At 67.0% G+C, this 22,661-nt stretch carries 2 protein-coding genes (1 of these 2 running past the window's edge); both read left to right on the forward strand.

Annotation, left to right across the window (positions count from 1 at the left end):
- Positions 1-22,353, forward strand: a complete 22,353-nt coding sequence (locus MOP87_RS09795; protein ID WP_242810467.1) for a non-ribosomal peptide synthase/polyketide synthase — start codon at positions 1-3, stop codon at positions 22,351-22,353.
- On the forward strand, positions 22,350-22,661 hold the 5' portion of the coding sequence (locus tag MOP87_RS09800) for a non-ribosomal peptide synthetase (protein ID WP_242810468.1). 11,007 nt of this gene lie beyond the right edge of the window; the window shows 312 of its 11,319 coding nt (coding positions 1-312); its start codon is at positions 22,350-22,352; its stop codon lies beyond the right edge, outside the window. Before MOP87_RS09795 ends, MOP87_RS09800 begins: the two co-directional genes overlap by 4 nt.

Below are 22,661 nucleotides of genomic sequence, written 5' to 3' on the forward strand. Positions count from 1 at the left end.
ATGCACTTCAGCGAACTGATCAACGCACTTTCCACCCGTCCGATCCGTCTGCAGCGTGAAGACCAGGACCTGATCGTCCTGGGTGATGACCAGACGCTGGACGACCCCCTGTGGGAGGCGTTGTCCCGGCACAAGCCGGCCTTGCTGGAGATGCTTGCAAGTCAGGATGACGATTGGCTCAGCCCGGCATTTCGCGTCACCCCCGACATGCTGCCGTTGGTCAGCCTCGACCAGGCGGCCATTGACCGTATCGTCGACAGCGTGCCGGGCGGGGCGGCCAACGTACAGGACATCTACCCGCTGGCACCCCTGCAGCGGGGCATGCTGTACCACCACCTTTCGGCGCAGGACGGCGACCCCTACCTGTCGCAGGTGCAACTGCGTTTCGCCAGCAAGACGCACCTCGATGCCTTCGCCGACGCCCTGCAAGCGGTCATCCAGCGCCACGACATCCTGCGCACTGCCGTACATTGGGAATGCCTGGACGAGCCCGTGCAGGTGGTATGGCGCGAAGCCGCCCTGGTGCGTGAAGCGTTGCCGTTCAAAGGCCACGGTGCACTGACCGAGCTGTGCGACCACCTGGCCCCACGCCATTATCGACTGGACCTGCGCCAGGCACCCCTGATGCAACTGGCCCAAGCCCAGGGTGAGGGGCAGGCGTGGGTGGCAGTGCTGACCTTCCATCACATGATCATGGATCACACGGCGCTCGATATCGTGCGCCGGGAAATCCAGGCGCATTTGGCCGGTACGGCCGCGCAGTTGCCCGCGCCGACGCCGTTTCGCAACTTCCTGGCGGCGGCCCGCCAGGCCCTGGACGAACAAGCCCACACCCAGTTCTTCGAGCACATGCTGGCCGATATCGACGAGCCGACCCTGGCCTTCGGTGCCCAGGCAAAGCCCGAGCAGCTTCTGCAGCAAGCCCGCCTGACCTTGCCGACCCCTCTGGCCCGTCGCCTGCGTCAACAGGCCCGGCAGCTCGGGGTCAGCCCAGCCAGCGTCCTGCACCTGGGCTTCGCCCGGTGGGTAGGGCAGCTGGCCGGGCGTCAGACGGTGGTGTTCGGCAGCGTATTGCTGGGCCGCATGACCGCCGGGGAGGGCGGCGAACAGGCATTGGGCATGTTCATCAACACGCTGCCGCTGCGTATCGACGTGACAGAGGTGGGGGTCAAGGACGGCCTGTTGCACACCCACCGTCGTCTGACCGGCTTGCTGGCCCACGAACAAGCGTCCCTGGCCCTGGCTCAGCGCTGCAGCGGGGTGGCTGCGCCCACGGCCTTGTTCAACAGCATGCTCAATTACCGTCACAGCGACGCCGGCGACGCCGCCGAGATCATTCCTGTCGCGCCGGGTATCGACATTGTCGGCGCCGAGGAGCGTACCGATTACCCATTGACGGTTAGCGTGGACGATTTGGGCGACGACCTGCGCCTGACCGTGCAAAGCCTGCCTGAATGGGATGCCGCACGCCTGAGCCAGCAGTTCGAGCAGGTGCTCGCCAATCTCGTGCACGCCCTGGAACACGAGCCCGACACGCCTTTGCAGCACGTGGCCGTACTGCCGCCGCAGGAATTCGATCAGGTGGTGCGTCGCTTCAACGACACCGCCTGCACCTATCGGCAGGGCGACACTGTGCACGCACGGATCCAAGCCCGTGCGCGCGTGGCGCCAGAGGCCATCGCACTGCGTCAGGACGGCCAGGTGCTGAGCTACGCGGCGCTCAACCAGCAGGCCAATCAACTGGCCCACCGGCTGCTGGGAGAAGGTGTGAAGCCAGGCCAACGCATCGCCCTGTGCCTGCCGCGAAATGCCAACAGGCTGGTCGGCATGCTCGCGGTGCTCAAGGCCGGTGCGGCCTACGTGCCCGTCGATCCCGCTTACCCCGCAGACCGCATCGCCTACTTGCTGACCGACAGCGCACCCGCCTGGGTGCTGGCCGAGTCCGGCATCGAAGGCCTGCCCACTGGCGTGCCGCGTCTGGATCTGGACCATCCCCCTGCCGACGCCCCGACACACGACCCTGTGGTCACGGGGCTGGATGATCGGCAACTGGCCTACCTCGTCTACACCTCAGGCTCGACCGGCCAGCCCAAGGGCGTAATGGTCGAACACCGTGCCCTGGTCAACCTGGTGGACTGGCACTGCCAGGCCTTCGAGCTGGACGAGCACGGCCACGCCTCGAGCGTGGCCGGGTTCGGTTTCGATGCCCTGGCCTGGGAGGTATGGCCCTGCCTGTGCGCCGGGGCTACGCTGCACCTGCCGCCGGCGGGTGTTGGCAATGAACATGTCGAGGCGCTGCTCGACTGGTGGCTGGAGCAGCCGCTGACGGTGAGTTTCCTGCCAACGCCCGTGGCCGAGCACGCGCTGCGCCGCGAGCGCCAGCACCCGACCTTGCGCACCCTGCTGGTAGGCGGCGATCGCCTGCGCCACTTCGAGCGCGACCCAGGCTTTGCGTTGGTCAACAACTACGGCCCGACCGAAACCACCGTGGTCGCCACTTCTGGACGACTGCGCCCAGGCGGTGCCCTCCATATCGGTACGCCGATCGCCAATACCCAGGTCTACGTGCTGGACGCAGGCCTGCAACCGGTGCCCGTGGGCGTTGTAGGCGAGCTGTACATCGGGGGCGCTCAGGTGGCGCGGGGCTACTTCAACCGCCCCGAACTGACGCACTCGCATTTCATCAATGATCCGTTCAGCGATGACCCTCAGGCACGCCTGTACCGCAGCGGTGACCTCGTACGCTGGAACACCGACGGCACGCTGGATTACCTCGGGCGCAACGACGACCAGGTGAAGATTCGCGGCGTGCGCGTTGAGCTGGGTGAAATCGAGGCGGCGCTCAAGTGCCAGCCTGGTGTCGAAGACGCCGTGGTGCTGGTGCGCGACGGCCGACTGCTGGGTTGGTATACCCAAACTCGGCCTCTTGAAGCGCTGGCGCTGCGCGAGGCGTTGCAGGCCTGTCTGCCTGCGCAACTAGTGCCCGCGGCACTGACCTGCCTCGATGCATTGCCGCTGACCCGCCATGGCAAGCTTGACCGCCGGGCGTTGCCAACCCCGGACACCTCAAGCCTTGCTGCCAGCGCCTTCGAAGCCCCGAACACCCCGACCGAAACGGCCATGGCCGCGATCTGGGCCGAAGTGCTGCAGGTCGACCGGGTAGGGCGCCACGACAACTTCTTCGAGCTGGGTGGGCACTCGTTGTTGGCGGTCACGCTGGTCGAGCGTCTGCGCCGGGCGTCGCTGGTGGTGGACGTGCGCATGCTGTTCGCCCAGCCCACCGTCGCCGCCCTGGCCGCTGTGGTTGGCGATAGCCCGGCCTTGCAGGTGCCGGCCAATGGCGTGCCGACGGGCGCGCAGCGCATTACGCCCGACATGCTCAGCCTGATCACGCTGGAGCAGCACCTGATCGACCGCATCACTGCTCAGGTACCAGGCGGCGCGGCCAACGTGCAGGAAATCTATCCGCTGGCACCCCTGCAGCAGGGCGTGCTCTACCATCACCTGAGCGCAGAGCAGGGCGACCCCTACCTCTTGCAGACACGCCTGGCATTCGACAGCATCGAGCGCCTGCTGGCCTGGGCCGGCGCCCTGCAACAGGTCATCGACCGACATGACATTCTGCGCACCGCTGTCCTGAGTCACGGCTTGGCGCAGCCGCTGCAGGTGGTGTGGCGCAAGGCCGAGCTGGGCGTCTTCGAGGTGACCGACCTGCACGAGGATTCGGGCACCTCGCGCATCGACCAGTTGCAGGCGCGCTTCGATGCCCGCCATCACCGCATGGACCTGAGCCAGGCACCCCTGGCGCAGTTGCACTATAGCCTGGACCCTGACAATCACCGGGTGGTGGCCGTGTTGCTGTTCCATCACCTGGCACTGGACCACACGGCCCTGGACGTGGTGCTGTACGAGATGCGCGCCTTGCTGTTCGGGCAAGGGCATACCCTGCCGCCGGCCGTGCCATACCGTAATTACGTTGCCCAGGCTTGCCTGGGCAACGAAGCCGCCCACGAGGCCTTCTTCAAGACCCTGCTGGCCGATGTCGATGAGCCCACCCTGCCGCTCGGTCATGCCGACGTGCAAGGCGACGGTGCTGGCATCGAGCACGCCTTGCTGGCGCTCGACCACGGCCTGGCCCAGGGCCTACGTGCCCAGGCTAGGCGCCTGGGTGTCAGTGCTGCGAGCCTGATGCACGTGGCCTGGGCCCGTGTACTTGGGGTGTTGGCCAACCGCAGCGATGTGGTGTTCGGCACAGTGCTGATGGGGCGCTCGCAAGCCGGCGAGGGCGCCGACCGCGCACTGGGCATGTTCATCAACACCCTGCCTCTGCGTGTCGATACCGCCGCCGGGGTAGAACAAGGCGTGTTGGCCACGCACCGCCACTTGTCGGCCCTGCTGGCCCACGAGCATGCGTCGTTGGCACTGGCCCAGCGTTGCAGCGGCGTGGCCGCCGGGACGCCGTTGTTCAGCGCGCTGCTCAACTACCGCCACAGCGCCGACCCGGCCGCCCAGGCAGGTGACGGCCTCTGGGAGGGCGTACAGCTGCTGGGGGCAGAGGAGCGCAGCAACTACCCGCTCACCCTCAGCGTCAACGACCTGGGTGATGGTTTTACCTTCAACGTGCTGGCGTTGATCGACATCGGCGCGGCGCGGGTCGCCGAGTGGATGGCAATGGCCGTGGCGCAGATGGTTCGGGCGTTGGAGCACAACCCGCAAACCAGCGTTCAGCGCCTGTCCATACTGGACGATGCGGCGCGCGAGCAGGTGCTGGGCGGCTTCAACTTGACCGCGCAAGCGTACCCACAGGGCCAGACCGTACATGCGCTGATCGAGGCCCAGGCTGCCGCGGTGCCCGATGCCACAGCGGTGTGCCAGGGCTCCCTGACCCTGACCTTCGCCCAGCTTAACCGACGCGCCAATCAGTTGGCCCATCGGCTGATCGCAGAGGGTGTAGGCAGGGCTGACCGCGTTGCCTTGTGCCTTGATCGCACACTGGACCGTATCGTCGCCTTGCTGGCCGTGCTCAAGGCCGGGGCCGCCTACGTGCCCGTGGACCCGGCCTATCCGGCCAGCCGTATCGCCTACCTGCTCGAAGACAGCGCGCCGGCCCTGTTGCTGGCCCAGGCCGACATTGGCGGCCTGCCGCCGCACGTGCGCCGCATCGACCTCGACCAGCCGGATGCTTACCTGAGCCTTACCGACAACCCGCACGTGGCGGGGCTGACTGCCAATGACCTGGCGTACCTGGTGTACACCTCAGGGTCCACCGGCCAGCCCAAGGGCGTCATGGTCGAGCACCACACCGTGACCAACCTCGTCCACTGGCACTGCCAGGCGTTTGCCGTGCAGGCGGGCACACGCACCTCCAGCGTTGCCGGTTTCGGTTTCGACGCCATGGCTTGGGAAGTCTGGCCCGCCCTGTGCGCGGGGGCCACGCTGCACCTGCCGCCGGCCTACCTGGGCAACGAGCAGGTCGAGGCGTTGCTGGACTGGTGGCTCGAACAACCCCTGACGGTCAGTTTCCTGCCGACCCCTGTGGCTGAACAGGCGCTGCGCCGCCCACACCAGCACGCCACGTTGCGCACCCTGCTGGTGGGCGGCGATCGCCTGCGTCAGTTCGAGCAGGACCCAGGGTTCACCGTGGTCAACAACTATGGCCCCACCGAGTGCACCGTGGTTGCCACCTCGGGTGCGTTGACACCCGGCGCAGCCCTGCACATTGGCACACCCATCGCCAATACCCGTGTCTACGTGCTCGATGACCTGGGCCAGCCTGTGCCGGTCGGGGTCACCGGCGAGCTCTACATTGGTGGCGCGCAAGTGGCGCGAGGCTATTTCAACCGGCCGGACCTGACCGCAGAGCGCTTCCTGCGTGACCCGTTCAGCCGCCTGCCCAACGCCCGCCTATACCGCAGCGGCGACCTGGTGCGCTGGAACAGCGACGGCACGCTTGATTACCTGGGCCGCAACGACGACCAGGTCAAGGTGCGTGGCGTCAGGGTGGAGCTGGGTGAAATCGAGGCCGCGCTCCGGGCGCAGCCCGGCGTCGGCGATGCCGTGGTGCTAGTGCGCGGCGAACGCTTGCTGGCCTGGTTCACCGAGACCTCTGCTGTCGAGGTGAGTGACGTGCGCCAGGGCTTGCAGGCAAGCCTGCCTGGTCAGCTGTTGCCCCAGGCCTTCATCCGCATCCAGGCGCTGCCCCTGACCAGCCATGGCAAGCTCGACCGTCGCGCGCTGCCCGAGCCACAGCCCCAGGACCTGGTCCAGCAGGGGTATGAGGCCCCGCTGGGTGAAACCGAGGCGATCATCGCCCAGGTGTGGGCCGACGTGCTGGGCCTGGAGCAGGTCGGCCGGCACGACAACTTCTTCGAACTGGGCGGGCATTCGCTGTTGGCCGTGAGCCTGATCGAGCGGCTGCGCGAACAAGGCTTGGCCCTGGATGTGCGCGTGTTGTTCGGGCAACCGACGGTGGCGGCATTGGCCGGGGCGCTGGGCTCAGCCCGCGAGGTCCAAATCCCTGCCAACGGTATCCCGGCCCACTGCACCCGCATCATCCCGACCATGCTGCCCTTGCTGACGCTGGAGCAGGCTGCGCTGGACCGCATCGTTGCTGCGATCCCCGGCGGTGCGGCCAACGTCCAGGACATCTACCCACTGGCGCCGCTGCAGGAGGGCATTCTCTATCACCACCTCAGTGCAGACGATGCCGACCCGTACCTGCTGCAATGGCGGGTCGCCTTCGATTCGCGGCAAAGGCTGCATGCCTTTGCCCAGGCCCTCGACCAGGTGGTGGCTCGCCACGACGTGCTGCGCACGGCGGTGCTCTGGGATGGCCTGCCCCAGCCGGTGCAGGTGGTGCAGCGTTCGGCGAGCCTGGCGTTGATCGAGGTGACCTCAAACGACGCGATGCTTGCCGGTCAACGTATCGAGCTTGCCTCGGCGCCGCTGATTCGGCTGTTGCCTATCCATGACGCGGCAGGCGTGCAGGCCGTGCTGCAGTTCCACCACATCGTGCTCGACCACACCGCCATGAAGGTGGTGTTGGCAGAGATTCGCGATCACTTGCACGGCCAGACGCCGGCAGGGGCGCCGGTGCCTTACCGCAACTACGTGGCCCAGGCCCGGCTGGGTATCAGCGAGGCCGAGCACGAAGCGTTCTTCAGGACCGAACTGGGCGATGTCGAAGAGCCGACGCTGCCCTACGGGCTTGCCGATCTGCAGCATGAAGGCGGTGATTTCGAGCTGGCCAGTACCGATTTGGCCACTGAGCAGTATCAACGGCTGCGGGCGCTGGCCCGCCAGTGCGGGGTGAGCGCCGCAAGCCTGGTGCACCTGGCCTGGGCGCGGTTGGTCGCGGCCACCAGTGGCAAGGACGACGTGGTCTTCGGCACTGTGCTGCTTGGGCGCCTGCAAGGCGGCGAGGGCGCCGACAGGGCCTTGGGTATGTTCATCAACACCCTGCCGCTGCGCCTGGACTTGGCAGGGCTCGACGTACGGGCAGCGGTACAGCTGACCCACCAGCGCCTGGCTGCGTTGTTGGTCCACGAGCACGCCTCGCTGGCGCTGGCCCAGCGCTGCAGCGGCGTGGCCGCACCCACGCCGCTGTTCAGCGCGATGCTCAACTACCGCCACGGCGCGACCGAGCAAGAGCAGCAGGCGCGCGACCAGGCCCTTGAGGGTATCGAGGTGCTGCCGGCCGGCGGGCATGGCAACTACCCGATCAGCGTCAACGTCGATGACCTGGGCACAGGGCTGCGCATCACCGCCCAGGTGTGCAGGCCCATCGGCGCCCGCCCACTGTGCGAGCAATTGGCGCATGTACTGGTCGAGCTGCTGGATGCGCTTGAACGGCGCCCGGCGCTACCGGTGCACAGCCTGTCACTGCTTGACCCTGCGGCGCGCGCAGCAGTACTGGGTAACCATCGCGCCTGTCCACATGACCTGACCCAGACCCTGCACGGTCTTTTCGAAGCGCAGGCCCTGCGCAGCCCGCAGGCCATCGCGCTGGTCGCTGAGGACGGCGAGCTGAGCTACGCCGAGCTCGATCAACAGGCCAATGGTCTGGCTCACCATTTGCTGTCGCTGGGCGTACAGCCCGACGACCGCGTTGCGCTCTGCCTTGAGCGCGGTGTCGCGCTGGTGGTTGGCCTGCTGGGCATCCTCAAGGCCGGCGCGGCCTATGTGCCGATCGACCCTGGCTACCCCGCCGAGCGGATTGGCCACATGCTGCGCGACAGCGACCCACGCGCGGTGCTGGTGCATCGCGCCACTGGCGACCTGGCGCTGCCTACCCAGGCGCCCAAGGTGGACATGGACACCGCCCGGTGGGCGCAGCAAGCGCATTTGGCTCCCCAGGTGCCTGGGCTCACAGCACGCAACCTGGCCTACGTGATCTACACCTCCGGCTCTACCGGGCTGCCCAAGGGCGTCATGGTCGAGCACTGTAACGTGGTGAACCTGGTGCACTGGAGCCAAGGGCAGTGGCCGCTCGCGGGGACCCAGGCTGTACTGCACAAGACGCCGATCAGCTTCGACGCCTCGGTGTGGGAGCTGTTCTGGCCACTGTGCAACGGCTTGCGCCTGGTGCTGGCCCGCCCGTTGGGCGAGCGCGACCCGGACTACCTGGCTCGGCTGATCCAGGCGCAGGGCGTGGCCGTGGTGCAGTTCGTGCCTGCGCTGCTGCAACAGTTCCTCGATCATCCAGGCAGCCGCCTGTGTTCAGGCTTGACAGACATCGTGTGCGGCGGCGGTGAGCTGACCCATGCGCTGGCCACGCAAGTGCGCGAGCAGTTGCCCCAGGTGCGTCTGCACAACGTCTACGGCCCCACCGAGACCACGGTCGATTGCAGCGCCTGGACGCTGCAGCCCACTGCCGCCATCCCCGTCGCTGGCCTGCCGATCGGAAGCCCGGTGGACAATACCCGCCTGTATGTACTCGATGCACACGACCAACCGGTGCCGCCAGGCGTTGCCGGGCACCTGCACATAGGCGGTGCTGGCGTGGCGCGCGGGTATCTGGGCTTGCCCGAGCAGCAGGCGGAGCGTTTCCTCGACAATCCCTTCGTCGAGGGCGAGCGGCTTTACCGCAGTGGCGACCTGGTGCGCCTGAATGCTCAGGGCGAGCTGGTCTTCCTTGGTCGACTCGACCAGCAGATCAAGCTGCGTGGCCTGCGAATCGAACCAGGCGAAATCGAAACCTGCCTGCAGCGCCTGCCTGGCGTGCACGCCGCCGTAGTGCTGGCGGTGGACGGTACGCGCCTGGCTGCCTGGTACACCGGTGACCCGCAGGCACCAGAGGCACTGCGCCAGGGCGTGCTCGAGCACTTGCCCGAGCACATGGTGCCTGCGGTGTTCATTCACGTGGATCGCTGGCCGCTGACGCCGAACGGCAAGCTCGACCGCAAAGCCTTGCCCACCCCGGACAGCGTGGTGCAGGGACGGGCCTTCGAGGCGCCGGTGGGTGATACCGAAGTGCTGCTGGCCCGCCTGTGGGGCGAATTGCTGACGGTGGCGCAGGTAGGCCGACACGATAATTTCTTCGAATTGGGTGGCCACTCGCTGCTGGCCGTCACCCTGACTGCTCGGCTGCGCCTTGAAGGCTTGCAGGTCGATGTGCGCACCTTGTTCGGCCAGCCCACCGTGGCTGCCCTGGCTGCCACGCTCACTGCCAGCCGTCAGGTCCAGGTGCCCGAGAACCGCATCCCGGCCGGCTGCTCGCACATCACCCCCGACATGCTCAGCCTGATCGAGCTGGATCAGGCTTGCATTGCGCGGATCGTCTCGCAGGTCCCGGGCGGTGCAGCCAACGTGCAGGACATCTACCCCCTGGCGCCGTTGCAGGAGGGCATCCTCTACCATCACCTGTCGGCCGAGCATGATCCCTACGTGCTGCACACGCGCCTGCGTTTTAGCGACAAGCAACGGCTGCAGGCCTTTGCCGCTGCACTGGACCAGGTCATCGCCCGCCACGATGTATTGCGCACGGCGATCTTCTGGGAAGGGCTGCCCCAAGCGGTGCAGGTGGTGGTGCGCCAGGCGCGCCTGAGCGTGGACGCCGTGCCTGACCTGTCGGCCACTGCCACCCTCGACCTGGCGCGGGCGCCGCTGCTGCGACTGGTGTACAGCCAGGGACAGAACGGCGTCGACGCCAGCTTGCAGTTCCACCACATCGTGTTGGACCACACGGCGCTGGAGGTGGTGGGCGAAGAACTGACAGCCTTGCTCAGTGGTGCCCCCGCACCGGCTCATGCTGCGGTGCCTTACCGCAATTACGTGGCCCAGGCCAGGCTGGGGGTCGATCAGCGCGCCCATGAGGCGTTCTTCACCGCGCAACTGGGTGAGATCGACGAGCCGACCTTGCCTTATGGCCTGGATGACGTACAAGGCGACGGCCGCGACCTGGACGAGGCCAGGCAGGTCTTGCCCGAGGCGCTGTCCACCGGCTTGCGCCAACAAGCTCGGCGCTTGGGCATCAGTGTTGCTTCGTTGTTCCACCTGGCCTGGGCCCGCCTGCTCGGGGCTGCCAGTGGCAGAACGCGCGTGGTGTTCGGCACCGTGCTGCTGGGGCGCCTGCAGGGCGGAGAAGGGTCCGAGCGGGCACTGGGGATGTTCATCAACACCTTGCCACTGCGTGTGGACCTGGAGGCCATCGGCGTGGTCGATGCGGCCAGGGCCGTGCATCAGGGGCTCAGCGACCTGCTGGCCCATGAGCATGCCTCGCTGGCGCTGGCACAGCGCTGCAGTGGCGTCGCGGCGCCGCAGCCGCTCTTCAGCGCAATGCTCAACTATCGCCATGGCACCCAGCCGGGTGCCGATCGCGGCGAAGGCTGGGCGGGTATCGAGGTGGTGGACGGGCAGGAGCGCACCAACTACCCGCTGAGCCTGAACGTGGATGATCTGGGCGAGGCTTTCCGACTGGTGGCCACCGTACCTGCGCAGATCGGCGCGCAGCGCATCTGCGGGCAGGTGCAACAGGTGCTGCAAGCGCTGCTGAGCGGGCTTGAACGCACCCCCATGCTGCCCGTGCAGCAATTGCCCGTGCTCGAAAGCCATGAGCGTGAACGCGTGGTGGCAGGTTTCAACGCTACCGAAAAGGCGCACGGGCTCGATCACACGCTGCATCGACTGATCGAAGATCAGGTGCAGCGCACCCCGCAGGCCGTCGCCGTCAGCGCCGAGGAGGGCGAACTGACCTTCGAGCAGCTCAACGCCCAGGCCAACCGCCTGGCTCATCACCTCATCGCGCTGGGCGTGACGCCCGATGATCGCGTGGCGATCTGCGTTGAACGCAGTTTGTCGATGATGGTGGGGCTGCTCGGAATCCTGAAGGCGGGCGGCGCGTATGTGCCGGTCGATCCGGACTACCCGGCAGAGCGTATTCGCCACATGCTCACCGACAGCGACCCGGTGGCGGTGCTGGTGCACGCGGCGACCCGGCATGTGCCCGAGCACGGCGTCGTGATCGATCTGGACGCGCCGTTGAGCCTTGAACTGCCTGCCACCAACCCGGAAGTGCCGGGGCTCACCCCGCAGCATCTGGCGTACGTCATCTATACCTCAGGCTCGACCGGCTTGCCCAAGGGCGTGATGAACGAGCATGCCGGCGTGGTCAATCGTCTGCTGTGGATGCAGGACGCCTATGCGCTGGGTGCTGACGACGTTGTGCTGCAGAAGACCCCGTTCAGCTTCGACGTTTCGGTCTGGGAGCTGCTGTGGCCATTGCAGACCGGTGCGAAACTGGTCATGGCCAGGCCCGGCGGGCACCGCGACCCGCAGTACCTGCAACAGGTCATCGATACTGAAGGTGTCAGCACGCTGCACTTCGTGCCATCGATGCTGGACGTGTTCCTCTCGGCCATCGAGTCAGGCTGGTCCGCGCCTTCGCTCAAGCGTGTGGTGTGCAGCGGCGAAGCACTGCCAGGCAGCCTCGTGCGCCGCTTCCACCAGCAACTGCCGGATGTTGAGTTGCACAACCTCTACGGCCCGACCGAAGCCGCCGTGGATGTGAGTGCCTGGCACTGCGTGAGCGCACCCGACAACACCCCAATCGGCAAGCCCATCGCCAACACCACCCTGTACGTGCTGGACGAGCAAGGCCAGCCGGTACCGCAGGGCGTGGCCGGCGAGCTGTACATCGGTGGCGTGCAGGTCGCCCGCGGTTACCTGAACCGGCCCGAACTGACCGCCGAGCGCTTCCTGGATGACCCGTTCGGTCAGCGCCCAGGCGGGCGGCTGTACCGCACAGGCGACCTGGCGCGGCACCTGCCGGACGGCAACCTCGAATACCTGGGCCGTAACGACGATCAGGTGAAGTTGCGTGGGCTGCGTATCGAACTGGGTGAAATCCAAGCGGCCATGACGGCTGTCGCGGGCATCAAGGAGGCCGTGGTCATCGCCCGCGACCAGCGCCTGATTGCCTACTACACCGGAGCCGAACAAAAGGTGGACGCGCTTCGCACGGCCTTGCTGCACCAATTGCCGGACTTCATGGTACCGGCGCTGTTCATGCACCTTCAGGCTTTGCCGCTAAGCCCCAACGGCAAGCTCGACCGCAAGGCCTTGCCTGCCCCTGACGTGACCCAGGAGCGCGTCTTCGAAGCCCCACTGGGCGAGACCGAAACCTTGCTGGCGGCGCTCTGGGCCGAACTGCTGGGTGTGGACCGTGTGGGCCGACAGGACAACTTCTTCGAGCTGGGCGGCCATTCGCTGCTGGCGGTCACCCTGACGGCGCGCCTGCGTGAGCGGGGGCTGCAAGCAGACATCCGGGTGTTGTTCGGCCAGCCGACGCTGCAAGCGCTGGCTGCCGCGCTGGGTCGTCAGCGCAGCGTCGTCGTGCCGGCCAACGTGATCACGCCTGACTGCACCCGTATCACGCCTGACCTGTTGCCACTGGCGGATCTTTCGCAAGCGGCCATCGACACGTTGGTGACGCAGATTCCCGGCGGCGTGGAGAACATTCAGGACATCTACGGCCTGGCGCCCTTGCAGCAGGGCATCCTCTATCACCACTTGGCCTGCGAAGACCGCGACCCCTACGTGCTGCAGGCGCGCTTCAGCTTCCCCCACCAGGCGCAGCTGGACGCGTTCGCCGCTGCCTTGGACGTGGTCATTGCTCGCCATGACATCCTGCGCACCAGCATCCATTGGCACGCGCTCGAAGAACCTGTGCAGGTGGTGTGGCGAAACACGCCTGCGCTCGCCAGCCAACTTGCCACGCCTGGCGAGGGGCTCACGCTCACCCAGGCGCCGCTGGTGCGCCTGGTGCAAGCGCCCTCTGGGCAAGCGGTGCAGGCAACGCTGCTCATCCACCACATCATCCTCGACCATGCGGCGGTCGAGCAGCTGGTGGCGGAAATCACCACTGTGCTGCAAGGCCAGCCGGTGCTGCACGCCAGCACGCCGTACCGCAACTATGTGGCCCAGGCACGCCTTGGCGCCGATCCTCAGGCTGACGAGACGCTGTTCCGTGAGTTGTTGGGCGATATCGACGAGCCGACTGTCGTGTTCGGCTTGCATGACGCCGATACCGGTACCGGCGAGGTGTTCGAGACCCGCCAGTGGATCGAAGGCGGGGTGGTCTTGCAGCTGCGCGAACAAGCGCGTCGACTGGGCGTGAGCGTGGCCAGCCTGGTGCACCAAGGGTGGGCGCAGGTACTGGCGCAGCTCAGCGGCCGCGAGGAGGTGGTGTTCGGCACTGTCCTGCTGGGCCGCCTGCAGGGCGGCGCAGGCGCCGAACGCGCCTTGGGCATGTTCATCAATACCTTGCCGCTGCGCGTCAGCGCGGGCGCGGCGAATGTCGCCGATGGCGTGCGCCTGACCCACCAGCGGCTGGCCAGCCTGCTGGCCCACGAACAGGCATCCTTGGCCTTGGCCCAGCGTTGCAGCGCCGTGCCGGCTTCACAAGCACTGTTCACCAGCCTGCTTAACTTCCGCCACAGCGCACCGGCCCAGCAGGGCTTGAGCCAGGCCTGGAACGGCATCGAGCAGGTGGCGGCGGTGGAGCGCAGCAACTACCCGTTGGTGGTCAACGTAGACGATGTGGGCGATGCCATGGCACTTACCGTGCAGGCCGTGGCCCAGGTCGATGGCCAGCAGGTCTGCAGGCTGCTGGGCCATGCGCTGAGCCAACTGGCGCAGGCCCTTAAGCAGGCGCCCGGTACGCCGTTGTGGCAGGTTTCGCAGTTACCGGCGGGTGAACGCGAACGGGTGCTCGACAGCTTCAACGCGACCGTGCGCGACTATCCACGCGATCAACCGCTGCACGCCTTGTTCAGCGCACAGGCCCAGCGTGCGCCTGGTGCCTGCGCCGTGATGCATGGCGAGCAGCAATGGACGTATGCCCAGCTGGAGGGGCATGCCAACCGTCTAGCCCACCACCTGCTGGACCTGGGCGTGACGCCGGGGGGCAGCGTGGCACTGCTGTTGCCACGCAGCTTTGACCTGTTGGCGGCGCAGCTGGCCGTCAGCGCCTGCGGCGCCGTCTACGTGCCGCTGGACAGCTATGCGCCCGTGGAGCGCCAGGCCTACATGATGCAAGACAGTGGGGCCGCCGTGCTGCTGACGTTGAGCCACGAGCCCGCGCTGCCGTGTGCCGTACGTATCGACCTGGACCGCTGTGATCTCGCCGGTCAGCCGGCGCAGGCGCCGCGCCTCGAGGTTTCAGCCCAGAGCGCGGCCTACGTGATGTATACCTCCGGCTCCACCGGGGCGGCAAAGGGTGTGCAGGTGCCCCATCGGGCCATTGCCCGTTTGGTCATCAACAACGGTTTTGCGACGTTCACCGCCCAGGACCGTGTCGCCTTCGCCTCGAACCCGGCGTTCGACGCCAGCACCCTGGAAGTGTGGGCGCCGCTGCTCAATGGCGGTGCGGTGGTGGTCATCGATCAGGACCAGGTGCTGGCGCACGACAGGTTGCGCGATGCATTGCTGACCCAGCAGGTGAGTGTGTTGTGGCTCACCGCCGGCCTGTTCCATCAGTTCGCCGAAGCCTTGCTGCCGGCCTTCGCACGCCTGCGCTACCTGATGGTCGGGGGTGACGTGCTGGACCCGCACGTCGTGGCCCGGGTGCTGCGAGACGGTGCACCGGCGCACATGCTCAACGGCTACGGGCCGACCGAAGCCACCACCTTTACCACCACCTTTGAGATGACCCGTGTGGAGGCGGGCAGCCTGCCCATAGGCCGGCCGATCGGCAACACCCGTTGCTACGTGCTGGACACTCACCAGCAGCTTTTGCCCGTGGGGGCCGTCGGCGAGCTGTACATCGGCGGGGACGGTGTAGCCTTGGGTTACCTGGGCCAGCCCGCGCTGACGGCCGAGCGCTTCATCGCCGATCCGTTCAGCGGTCGGCCGCAGGATCGGCTGTACCGCAGCGGCGATCTGGTGGCCTGGCAAGCAGACGGCACCCTGCGCTACCTGGGGCGTGCTGACCAGCAGGTCAAGCTGCGTGGTTTCCGCATCGAGTTGGGTGAAATCGAGGCGCGCCTGGCCACGTGCGAAGGCGTGCGGGAAGCTGTTGTGCTGCTGCGCGAGGACCAGCCGGGCGACAAACGGTTGGTGGCCTACTTTACGGTCCACGCTACCGCGCCGCTGATCGCCGACCTGCACGCCAGTTTGCAGACGCAGTTGCCCGACTACATGCTGCCGGCCGCTTACGTCCAGCTTGAGGCATTGCCGCTCACCGCCAATGGCAAGCTTGATCGGCGTGGCTTGCCAGCGCCTGGCCTCGACGCGGTCGTGACCCGTGGCTTCGAGGCCCCGCAGGGGGAGATCGAGGTGGCCTTGGCAAGTCTCTGGGCCGAGGTGCTCAAGGTCGAGCGCGTGGGTCGGCATGATCACTTCTTCGAACTGGGCGGGCACTCGCTGATGGCCGTGACCTTGGTTGAACGCATGCGCAAAGCCGGCCTGGGCGCCGACGTGCGTGTGTTGTTCGCCCAGCCTACCCTGGCAGCCCTGGCCGCCGCCGTGGGCCAGGACCGCGACCTGCAGGTGCCTGATAACCGCGTGCCAGCGCACGCCGAGCGCATCACGCCGCAGATGCTCAGCCTGATCACGCTCGATCAGGACAGCATCGACCACATCGTGGCCAGCGTGCCTGCCGGGGCCGCCAACGTGCAGGAAATCTACCCCCTGGCCCCGCTGCAGCAAGGCATTCTGTTCCATCACCTGAGTGCCGAGCAGGGTGACCCGTACCTGCTGCAATCGCGCCTGGCCTTCGACAGCCTGGCGCATCTGCAACGCTGGGCAGCGGCGCTGCAACAGGTGATCGACCGCCACGACATTCTGCGTACAGCCGTGCTCAGTGAAGGCCTGGCGCAACCAGTGCAGGTGGTATGGCGCAAAGCGCAGATGACGGTCAGCGCCGTCGACGGGCTGGACGAGACTGACGTGCTGCAAGCCTTGCAGGCGCGTTTCGATGCCCGCCAGCAGCGCCTGGACCTGGCGCAGGCGCCGATGATGCGCCTGGTGTACGCGCCCGATCCGCGCAACCTGCGCGTGGTGGCCATTTTGCAGTTCCACCACCTGGCCCTGGACCACACCGCCATGGAGGTCATCGCCAGCGAGATGCAGGCACTGATGACCGGGCAGGGTGACACGCTGACGGCGCCGGCACCGTATCGAAACTACGTGGCCCAAGCCCTGCTCGGGGCCGACGAGGCGGGGCACGAGGCGTTCTTCCGCCAGATGCTGGGCGATGTGGACGAACCCACCTTGCCGCTGGGCCTTGCCGACGTGCAAGGCGAAGGGCACGCCATCGAGGAGGCGCGTCTGGGCGTCGATGCCCGCGTGGCCCGGGGGTTGCGTGAGCAGGCCCGTCACCTGGGCGTGAGCGTCGCCAGCCTGGCGCACTTGGCCTGGGCGCGGGTGCTGGGCGCACTGGCCAACCGCAGTGACGTGGTCTTTGGCACCGTGTTGATGGGCCGCCTGCATGGCGGCGAAGGGGCCGACCGGGCGCTGGGTGTGTTCATCAATACCTTGCCGCTGCGCATCGACCTATCCGTGTCGCTGGTCGAGGCCGTGCGCACTGCTCACCAGCACCTGAGCGCGCTGCTGATGCACGAGCACGCGTCCCTGGCGCTGGCCCAGCGCTGCAGTGGGGTGGCCGGCTCGCTGCCGCTGTTCAGTGCCTTGTTCAACTACCGCCACAGCAGCGCCGCCGACGGCAGCCATAGCGCGGCCATGCAGGGCGTGCGTCTGCTCGGGGGCGAAGAGCGCAGCAACTATCCGCTGACCTTGAGCGTCGATGACCTGGGCGAGGGCTTTAGCCTGAGTGTTCTGGCCCAGGCGGGGATCGACGCTGGGCAAGTTGCCAGTGCCATGAATCAGGTACTGTCCGCTCTGGTGGTCACGCTTGAGCAGGTGCGTCAGCCAGGCGCAGACACCGGGGCGGGCTTGCCAGTGGCCATGCTGCCGGTGCTTGACGCTCAAGCGCAGGCGCAGCTGTTGCAGGGCTTCAACGCCACTCACAAAGCCTTCCCTCAAGGGCAAACCGTGCATGGGCTGGTCGAAGCCCAGGCGGCCCGCGCGCCGCAAACCGCTGCGCTGGTGCAGGACGGATGCGTGCTGAGCTATGGCGAACTCAACCGCAGCGCCAACCGCCTGGCGCATTACCTGATTGAGCAGGGCGTAGGCCTGGGTGATCGCGTCGCTTTGTGCTTGGCGCGCAACCCGCAGCGGCTCATTGGCCTGCTGGCCGTGCTCAAGTGCGGGGCGGCCTACGTGCCGATCGATCCAGCCTATCCCGATGAGCGTATCGCCTACCTGCTCGATGACAGCACCCCGAAAACGGTGCTGGTGGACCATGTCACCCAGGGCCGGATGGGCGCTGTGCATTGCACGGTCGTGGACCAGGACGACTGGCAGGGCGAAGCGCATTTCAACCCCTGCGTGAACGGGCTCGATGCGCACCAGCTGGCCTATGTGGTCTACACCTCCGGCTCCACCGGGCGACCGAAGGGGGTGATGGTCGAACATGCCACCCTGGCCAACCTGGTGCATTGGCACTGCGACGCCTTTGGCGTAGGCCCCGGCACCCACACCAGCACCGTTGCAGGCTTTGGCTTCGACGCCATGGCCTGGGAGGTCTGGCCGGCCCTGTGCGCCGGGGCCGTTTTGCACGTGCCGTCTGCGCACATCGGCGCCGAACACGTGGATGAGCTGATCGACTGGTGGCTGCAACAACCGCTGGCGGTGAGCTTCCTGCCTACCCCGGTGGCCGAGCAGGCGCTGCGCCGCGAGCATCAGCACCCGACTTTGCAGACCTTGCTGATCGGCGGTGACCGTCTGCGTCAGTTCGAGCGTGATCCGGGCTTCAAGGTGGTCAATAACTACGGGCCGACCGAAGCCACGGTGGTTGCCACCGCCGGGGCCCTGACCGCTGGCGCGCCGCTGCACATCGGCACGCCGATCGCCAATACCCGGGTCTACGTGCTCGATGCCCATCGCCAACTGGTGCCGCTGGGTGCGGTGGGCGAGTTGTACATTGGGGGCGCAGGGGTGGCACGCGGCTACTTCGAGCGCGAGACCTTGACCCACGAGCGCTTCCTGCCCGACCCATACAGCCCTCAAGGCAATGCTCGCATGTACCGCAGTGGTGACCTGGTGCGCTGGCGAGCGGACGGCACCCTGGAGTACCTGGGCCGCAACGACGACCAGGTCAAGGTGCGCGGCGTGCGTGTGGAACTGGGCGAAATCGAATGCACGCTGGCTGCCCAGCCAGGGGTTGGCGATGCCGTGGTGCTGGTACGTGATGACAGGCTGCTGGCCTGGTTCACCGAAACCGCGCCGGTCAACGTGGAGGCGCTGCGCCAGGCCATGTTGGCCAGCCTGCCCATGCACCTGGTGCCCCAGGCCTTTACACGCCTGGATGTGCTGCCCTTGACCAGCCACGGCAAGCTCGACCGCAGGGCGCTGCCCGAGCCTGCCGTGCTGCACCGGGCCGGCGAAGGCCATGAGCCACCACAAGGTCCTGTAGAAACCGCGCTGGCCCAGGCCTGGGCTGACTTGCTCGGGGTCGAGCAGGTGGGGCGTCACGACAACTTCTTCGAACTGGGCGGGCACTCGTTGCTGGCGGTCAACCTCACCGCGCGGCTGCGCCGCGAAGGCCTGCAGGTCGATGTCCGTACCTTGTTCGGCAAGCCGACCATCGCGGCGCTGGCCAGTACCCTGGGCCAAGCGCGCGGGGTCACGGTGCCGGCCAACCTGATCGCCCCTGGCTGCGAACAGATCACCCCGGCGATGCTGCCGTTGATCGCGCTCGATGACGGCGCCATCGCGCGCATCGTTGCCCAGGTGCCAGGGGGCACCGGCAACGTCCAGGATATCTACCCGCTGGCGCCGTTGCAGGAAGGCATCCTCTACCACCATGTCAGTGCCGACGGCCACGACCCCTATGTGCTGCAGTCACGCTTCGTTTTCGAGACCCGTGGGCACCTGGACAACTTCGTGGCGGCCTTGAACAAGGTCATTGCCCGGCACGATGTGCTGCGCACAGCCATTTTCTGGCAAGGCCTGCCCCAACCTGTGCAGGTGGTGCTGCGCCACGCTTCGCTGGCCGTGCTACCGGCACAAGACGCCGCAGGCGGGCCTCCACCGGCATTCGACCTTGGCCAGGCACCGCTGATGCGCCTGGTCGTCGGTTCGACAGGCCATGACCAGCAAGTGCAGGCCACCTTGCAGTTCCACCACATCGTGATGGACCACACGGCCATGGAGGTGGTGGCACAGGAGCTGATCGCCTACTTGCAGGGCGATGACGCGCCCGACCAGGCGCCGGTGCCTTACCGCAATTATGTGGCCCAGGCGCGCCTGGGCATGAGCCAGGCCGAGCACGAAGCGTTCTTCCGGGCGCAGCTGGGCGCGGTCGAGGAACCTACCTTGCCCTTCGGCCTGAGTGATGTGCAGGGCAATGGCCAGGCGCTGGAGGACGCCACGCTGTGGCTTGACGAGACCCTGGCCGCTCGTTTGCGCAGCCAGGCACGCCGCCTGGGCATCAGCGCCGCCAGCCTGTTCCACCTGGGCTGGGCGCGTCTGTTGAGTGCAGCCACAGGGCAGGGCACGGTGGTGTTCGGCACCGTGCTGCTGGGCCGTCTGCAGGGCGGCGAGGGTGCCGAGCGGGCCTTGGGCATGTTCATCAACACCTTGCCGCTGCGCATCGACCTGGCGGGCATGCCCGTCGAGGCCGCTGCGCGGGCGGCCCATCGCCAGCTCAGCGAACTGCTGGCCCACGAGCATGCCTCGTTGGCCCTGGCCCAACGCTGCAGTGGCGTGGCCGCGCCGCAGCCGCTGTTCAGCGCCATGCTCAACTACCGGCACAGCACCCAAGCCAGCGCCGACCAGAAAGCGGCGAGCGCAGGCATCACCATCGGCCAAAGCCAGGAACGCAGCAACTACCCCCTGGGGTTGAACGTGGACGATGTAGGCCAGGCCTTCCGCCTGGTGGCCACGACCACGCCGGCGGTGGGTGCAGCGCGCATCTGCGGGCAGATGCAGCACGTGCTGCAGGCGCTGGTGACGGCGCTTGAGCAAGCCCCTGAACGCTGCGTGCAGCACTTGCCAGTGCTGCAGGCCGCAGAGCGCGAGCGGGTACTGGCAGCGTTCAACGCCACGGCCAGGGACTACGACCTGCACCACACGCTGCACGGGCTGATCGAAGCCCAGGTGCGACGTACACCGACGGCGGTGGCGGTCAGCGCCGAGGAAGGCGCGCTCACCTTCGAACAGCTCGACGCCCAGTCCAACCGCCTGGCGCATCACCTGATCGGGCTGGGTGTGAAGCCTGATGACCGGGTGGCGATTTGCGTCGAGCGCGGTTTGTCGATGGTGGTGGGGCTGCTCGGGATCCTGAAGGCGGGCGGCGCGTATGTGCCGGTCGATCCGGACTACCCAGCAGCGCGTGTGCGCCACATGCTCACCGACAGCGAACCCGTGGCCGTGCTGGTGCATGGCGCGACCCGGCATGTACCGGAACACCCGGTCCTGATCGATCTGGATGTCCCCGTCTGGCAACATTGCCCGGCTGTCGCTCCGTCGGTGACCGGACTGACACCTCGGCATCTGGCCTATGTGATCTACACCTCAGGCTCGACCGGCTTGCCCAAGGGCGTGATGAACGAGCACGCTGGGGTGATCAACCGCCTGCTGTGGATGCAGGACGCCTACGCGCTGGGTGCCGACGACGTTGTGCTGCAGAAGACCCCGTTCAGCTTCGACGTCTCGGTCTGGGAGCTGCTGTGGCCATTGCAGACCGGTGCGAAACTGGTCATGGCCAGGCCCGGCGGGCACCGCGACCCGCAGTACCTGCAGCACGCTATTGAGGCTGAAGGCGTCAGCACGCTGCACTTTGTGCCATCGATGCTGGACGTGTTCCTCTCGGCCATCGAATCAGGCTGGTCCGCGCCTTCGCTCAAGCGTGTGGTGTGCAGCGGCGAAGCACTGCCAGGCAGCCTCGTGCGCCGCTTCCACCAGCAACTGCCGGATGTTGAGTTGCACAACCTCTACGGCCCGACCGAAGCCGCCGTGGATGTGAGTGCCTGGCACTGCGTGAGCGCACCCGACAACACCCCAATCGGCAAGCCCATCGCCAACACCACCCTGTACGTGCTGGACGAGCAAGGCCAGCCGGTACCGCAGGGCGTGGCCGGCGAGCTGTACATCGGTGGCGTGCAGGTCGCCCGCGGTTACCTGAACCGGCCCGAACTGACCGCCGAGCGCTTCCTGGATGACCCGTTCGGTCAGCGCCCAGGCGGGCGGCTGTACCGCACCGGGGACCTGGCGCGGCACCTGCCGGACGGCAACCTCGAATACCTGGGCCGTAACGACGACCAGGTGAAGTTGCGCGGGCTGCGTATCGAACTGGGTGAAATCCAAGCGGCCATGACGGCTGTCGAGGGCATCAAGGAGGCCGTGGTCATCGCCCGCGACCAGCGCTTGATTGCCTACTACACCGGCGCTCAACAACCGGTGGACGCGCTTCGCACGGCCTTGCTGCACGTATTGCCGGACTTCATGGTACCGGCGCTGTTCATGCACCTTCAGGCCTTGCCGCTGAGCCCCAACGGCAAGCTCGACCGCAAAGCATTGCCCGAACCCGACGTACTGCCGGAGCGCCCGTTCGAAGCCCCCGAAGGGCCGACCGAGACCCTGATGGCTGCACTGTGGTGCGAGCTGCTTGAGGTGGAGCGGGTAGGGCGGCACGACAACTTCTTCGAGCTGGGCGGGCACTCGCTGCTGGCCGTCACCCTGACTTCAAGGTTGCGCGAAGCGGGCCTTGAAGCCGACGTGCGGGCCCTGTTCGACCAACCGACACTGGCAGGCTACGCAGCCATCACAGACAGAATGGAGATCGTCCTGTGAGCATCAACCAATTACTGGCCACACTGGCCGACCACGACGTGCAGCTGGCGCTCAAGGATGGCCAACTGGTGGTGCAGGGCAACCGGCAGGCACTGACCGACGGCGCCCTGGTGGCCCAGTTGCGGGCCCACAAACCGGCGCTGGTGAGCCTGATCGAACGCGGCGAATACGTGGCTCGCAAGCACGGCCCGGTGGCGGTGCCACCCAACCTCATCGCACCTGGGAGCACGCACATCAGTGCAGCGATGCTCAACCTGGTGACCCTGGACCAGGCCGCCGTGGACCAGGTGGTCGCTGCCATCCCGGGC

The sequence above is a fragment of the Pseudomonas sp. I3-I5 genome (assembly GCF_022699445.1).
Taxonomy (GTDB): Bacteria; Pseudomonadota; Gammaproteobacteria; order Pseudomonadales; family Pseudomonadaceae; genus Aquipseudomonas; species Aquipseudomonas fulva.

Coding starts and splice junctions, on each gene's coding strand:
- MOP87_RS09795 (WP_242810467.1), top strand. CDS start 1: ATGCACTTCAGCGAACTGATCAACGCACTTTCCACCCGTCCGATCCGT.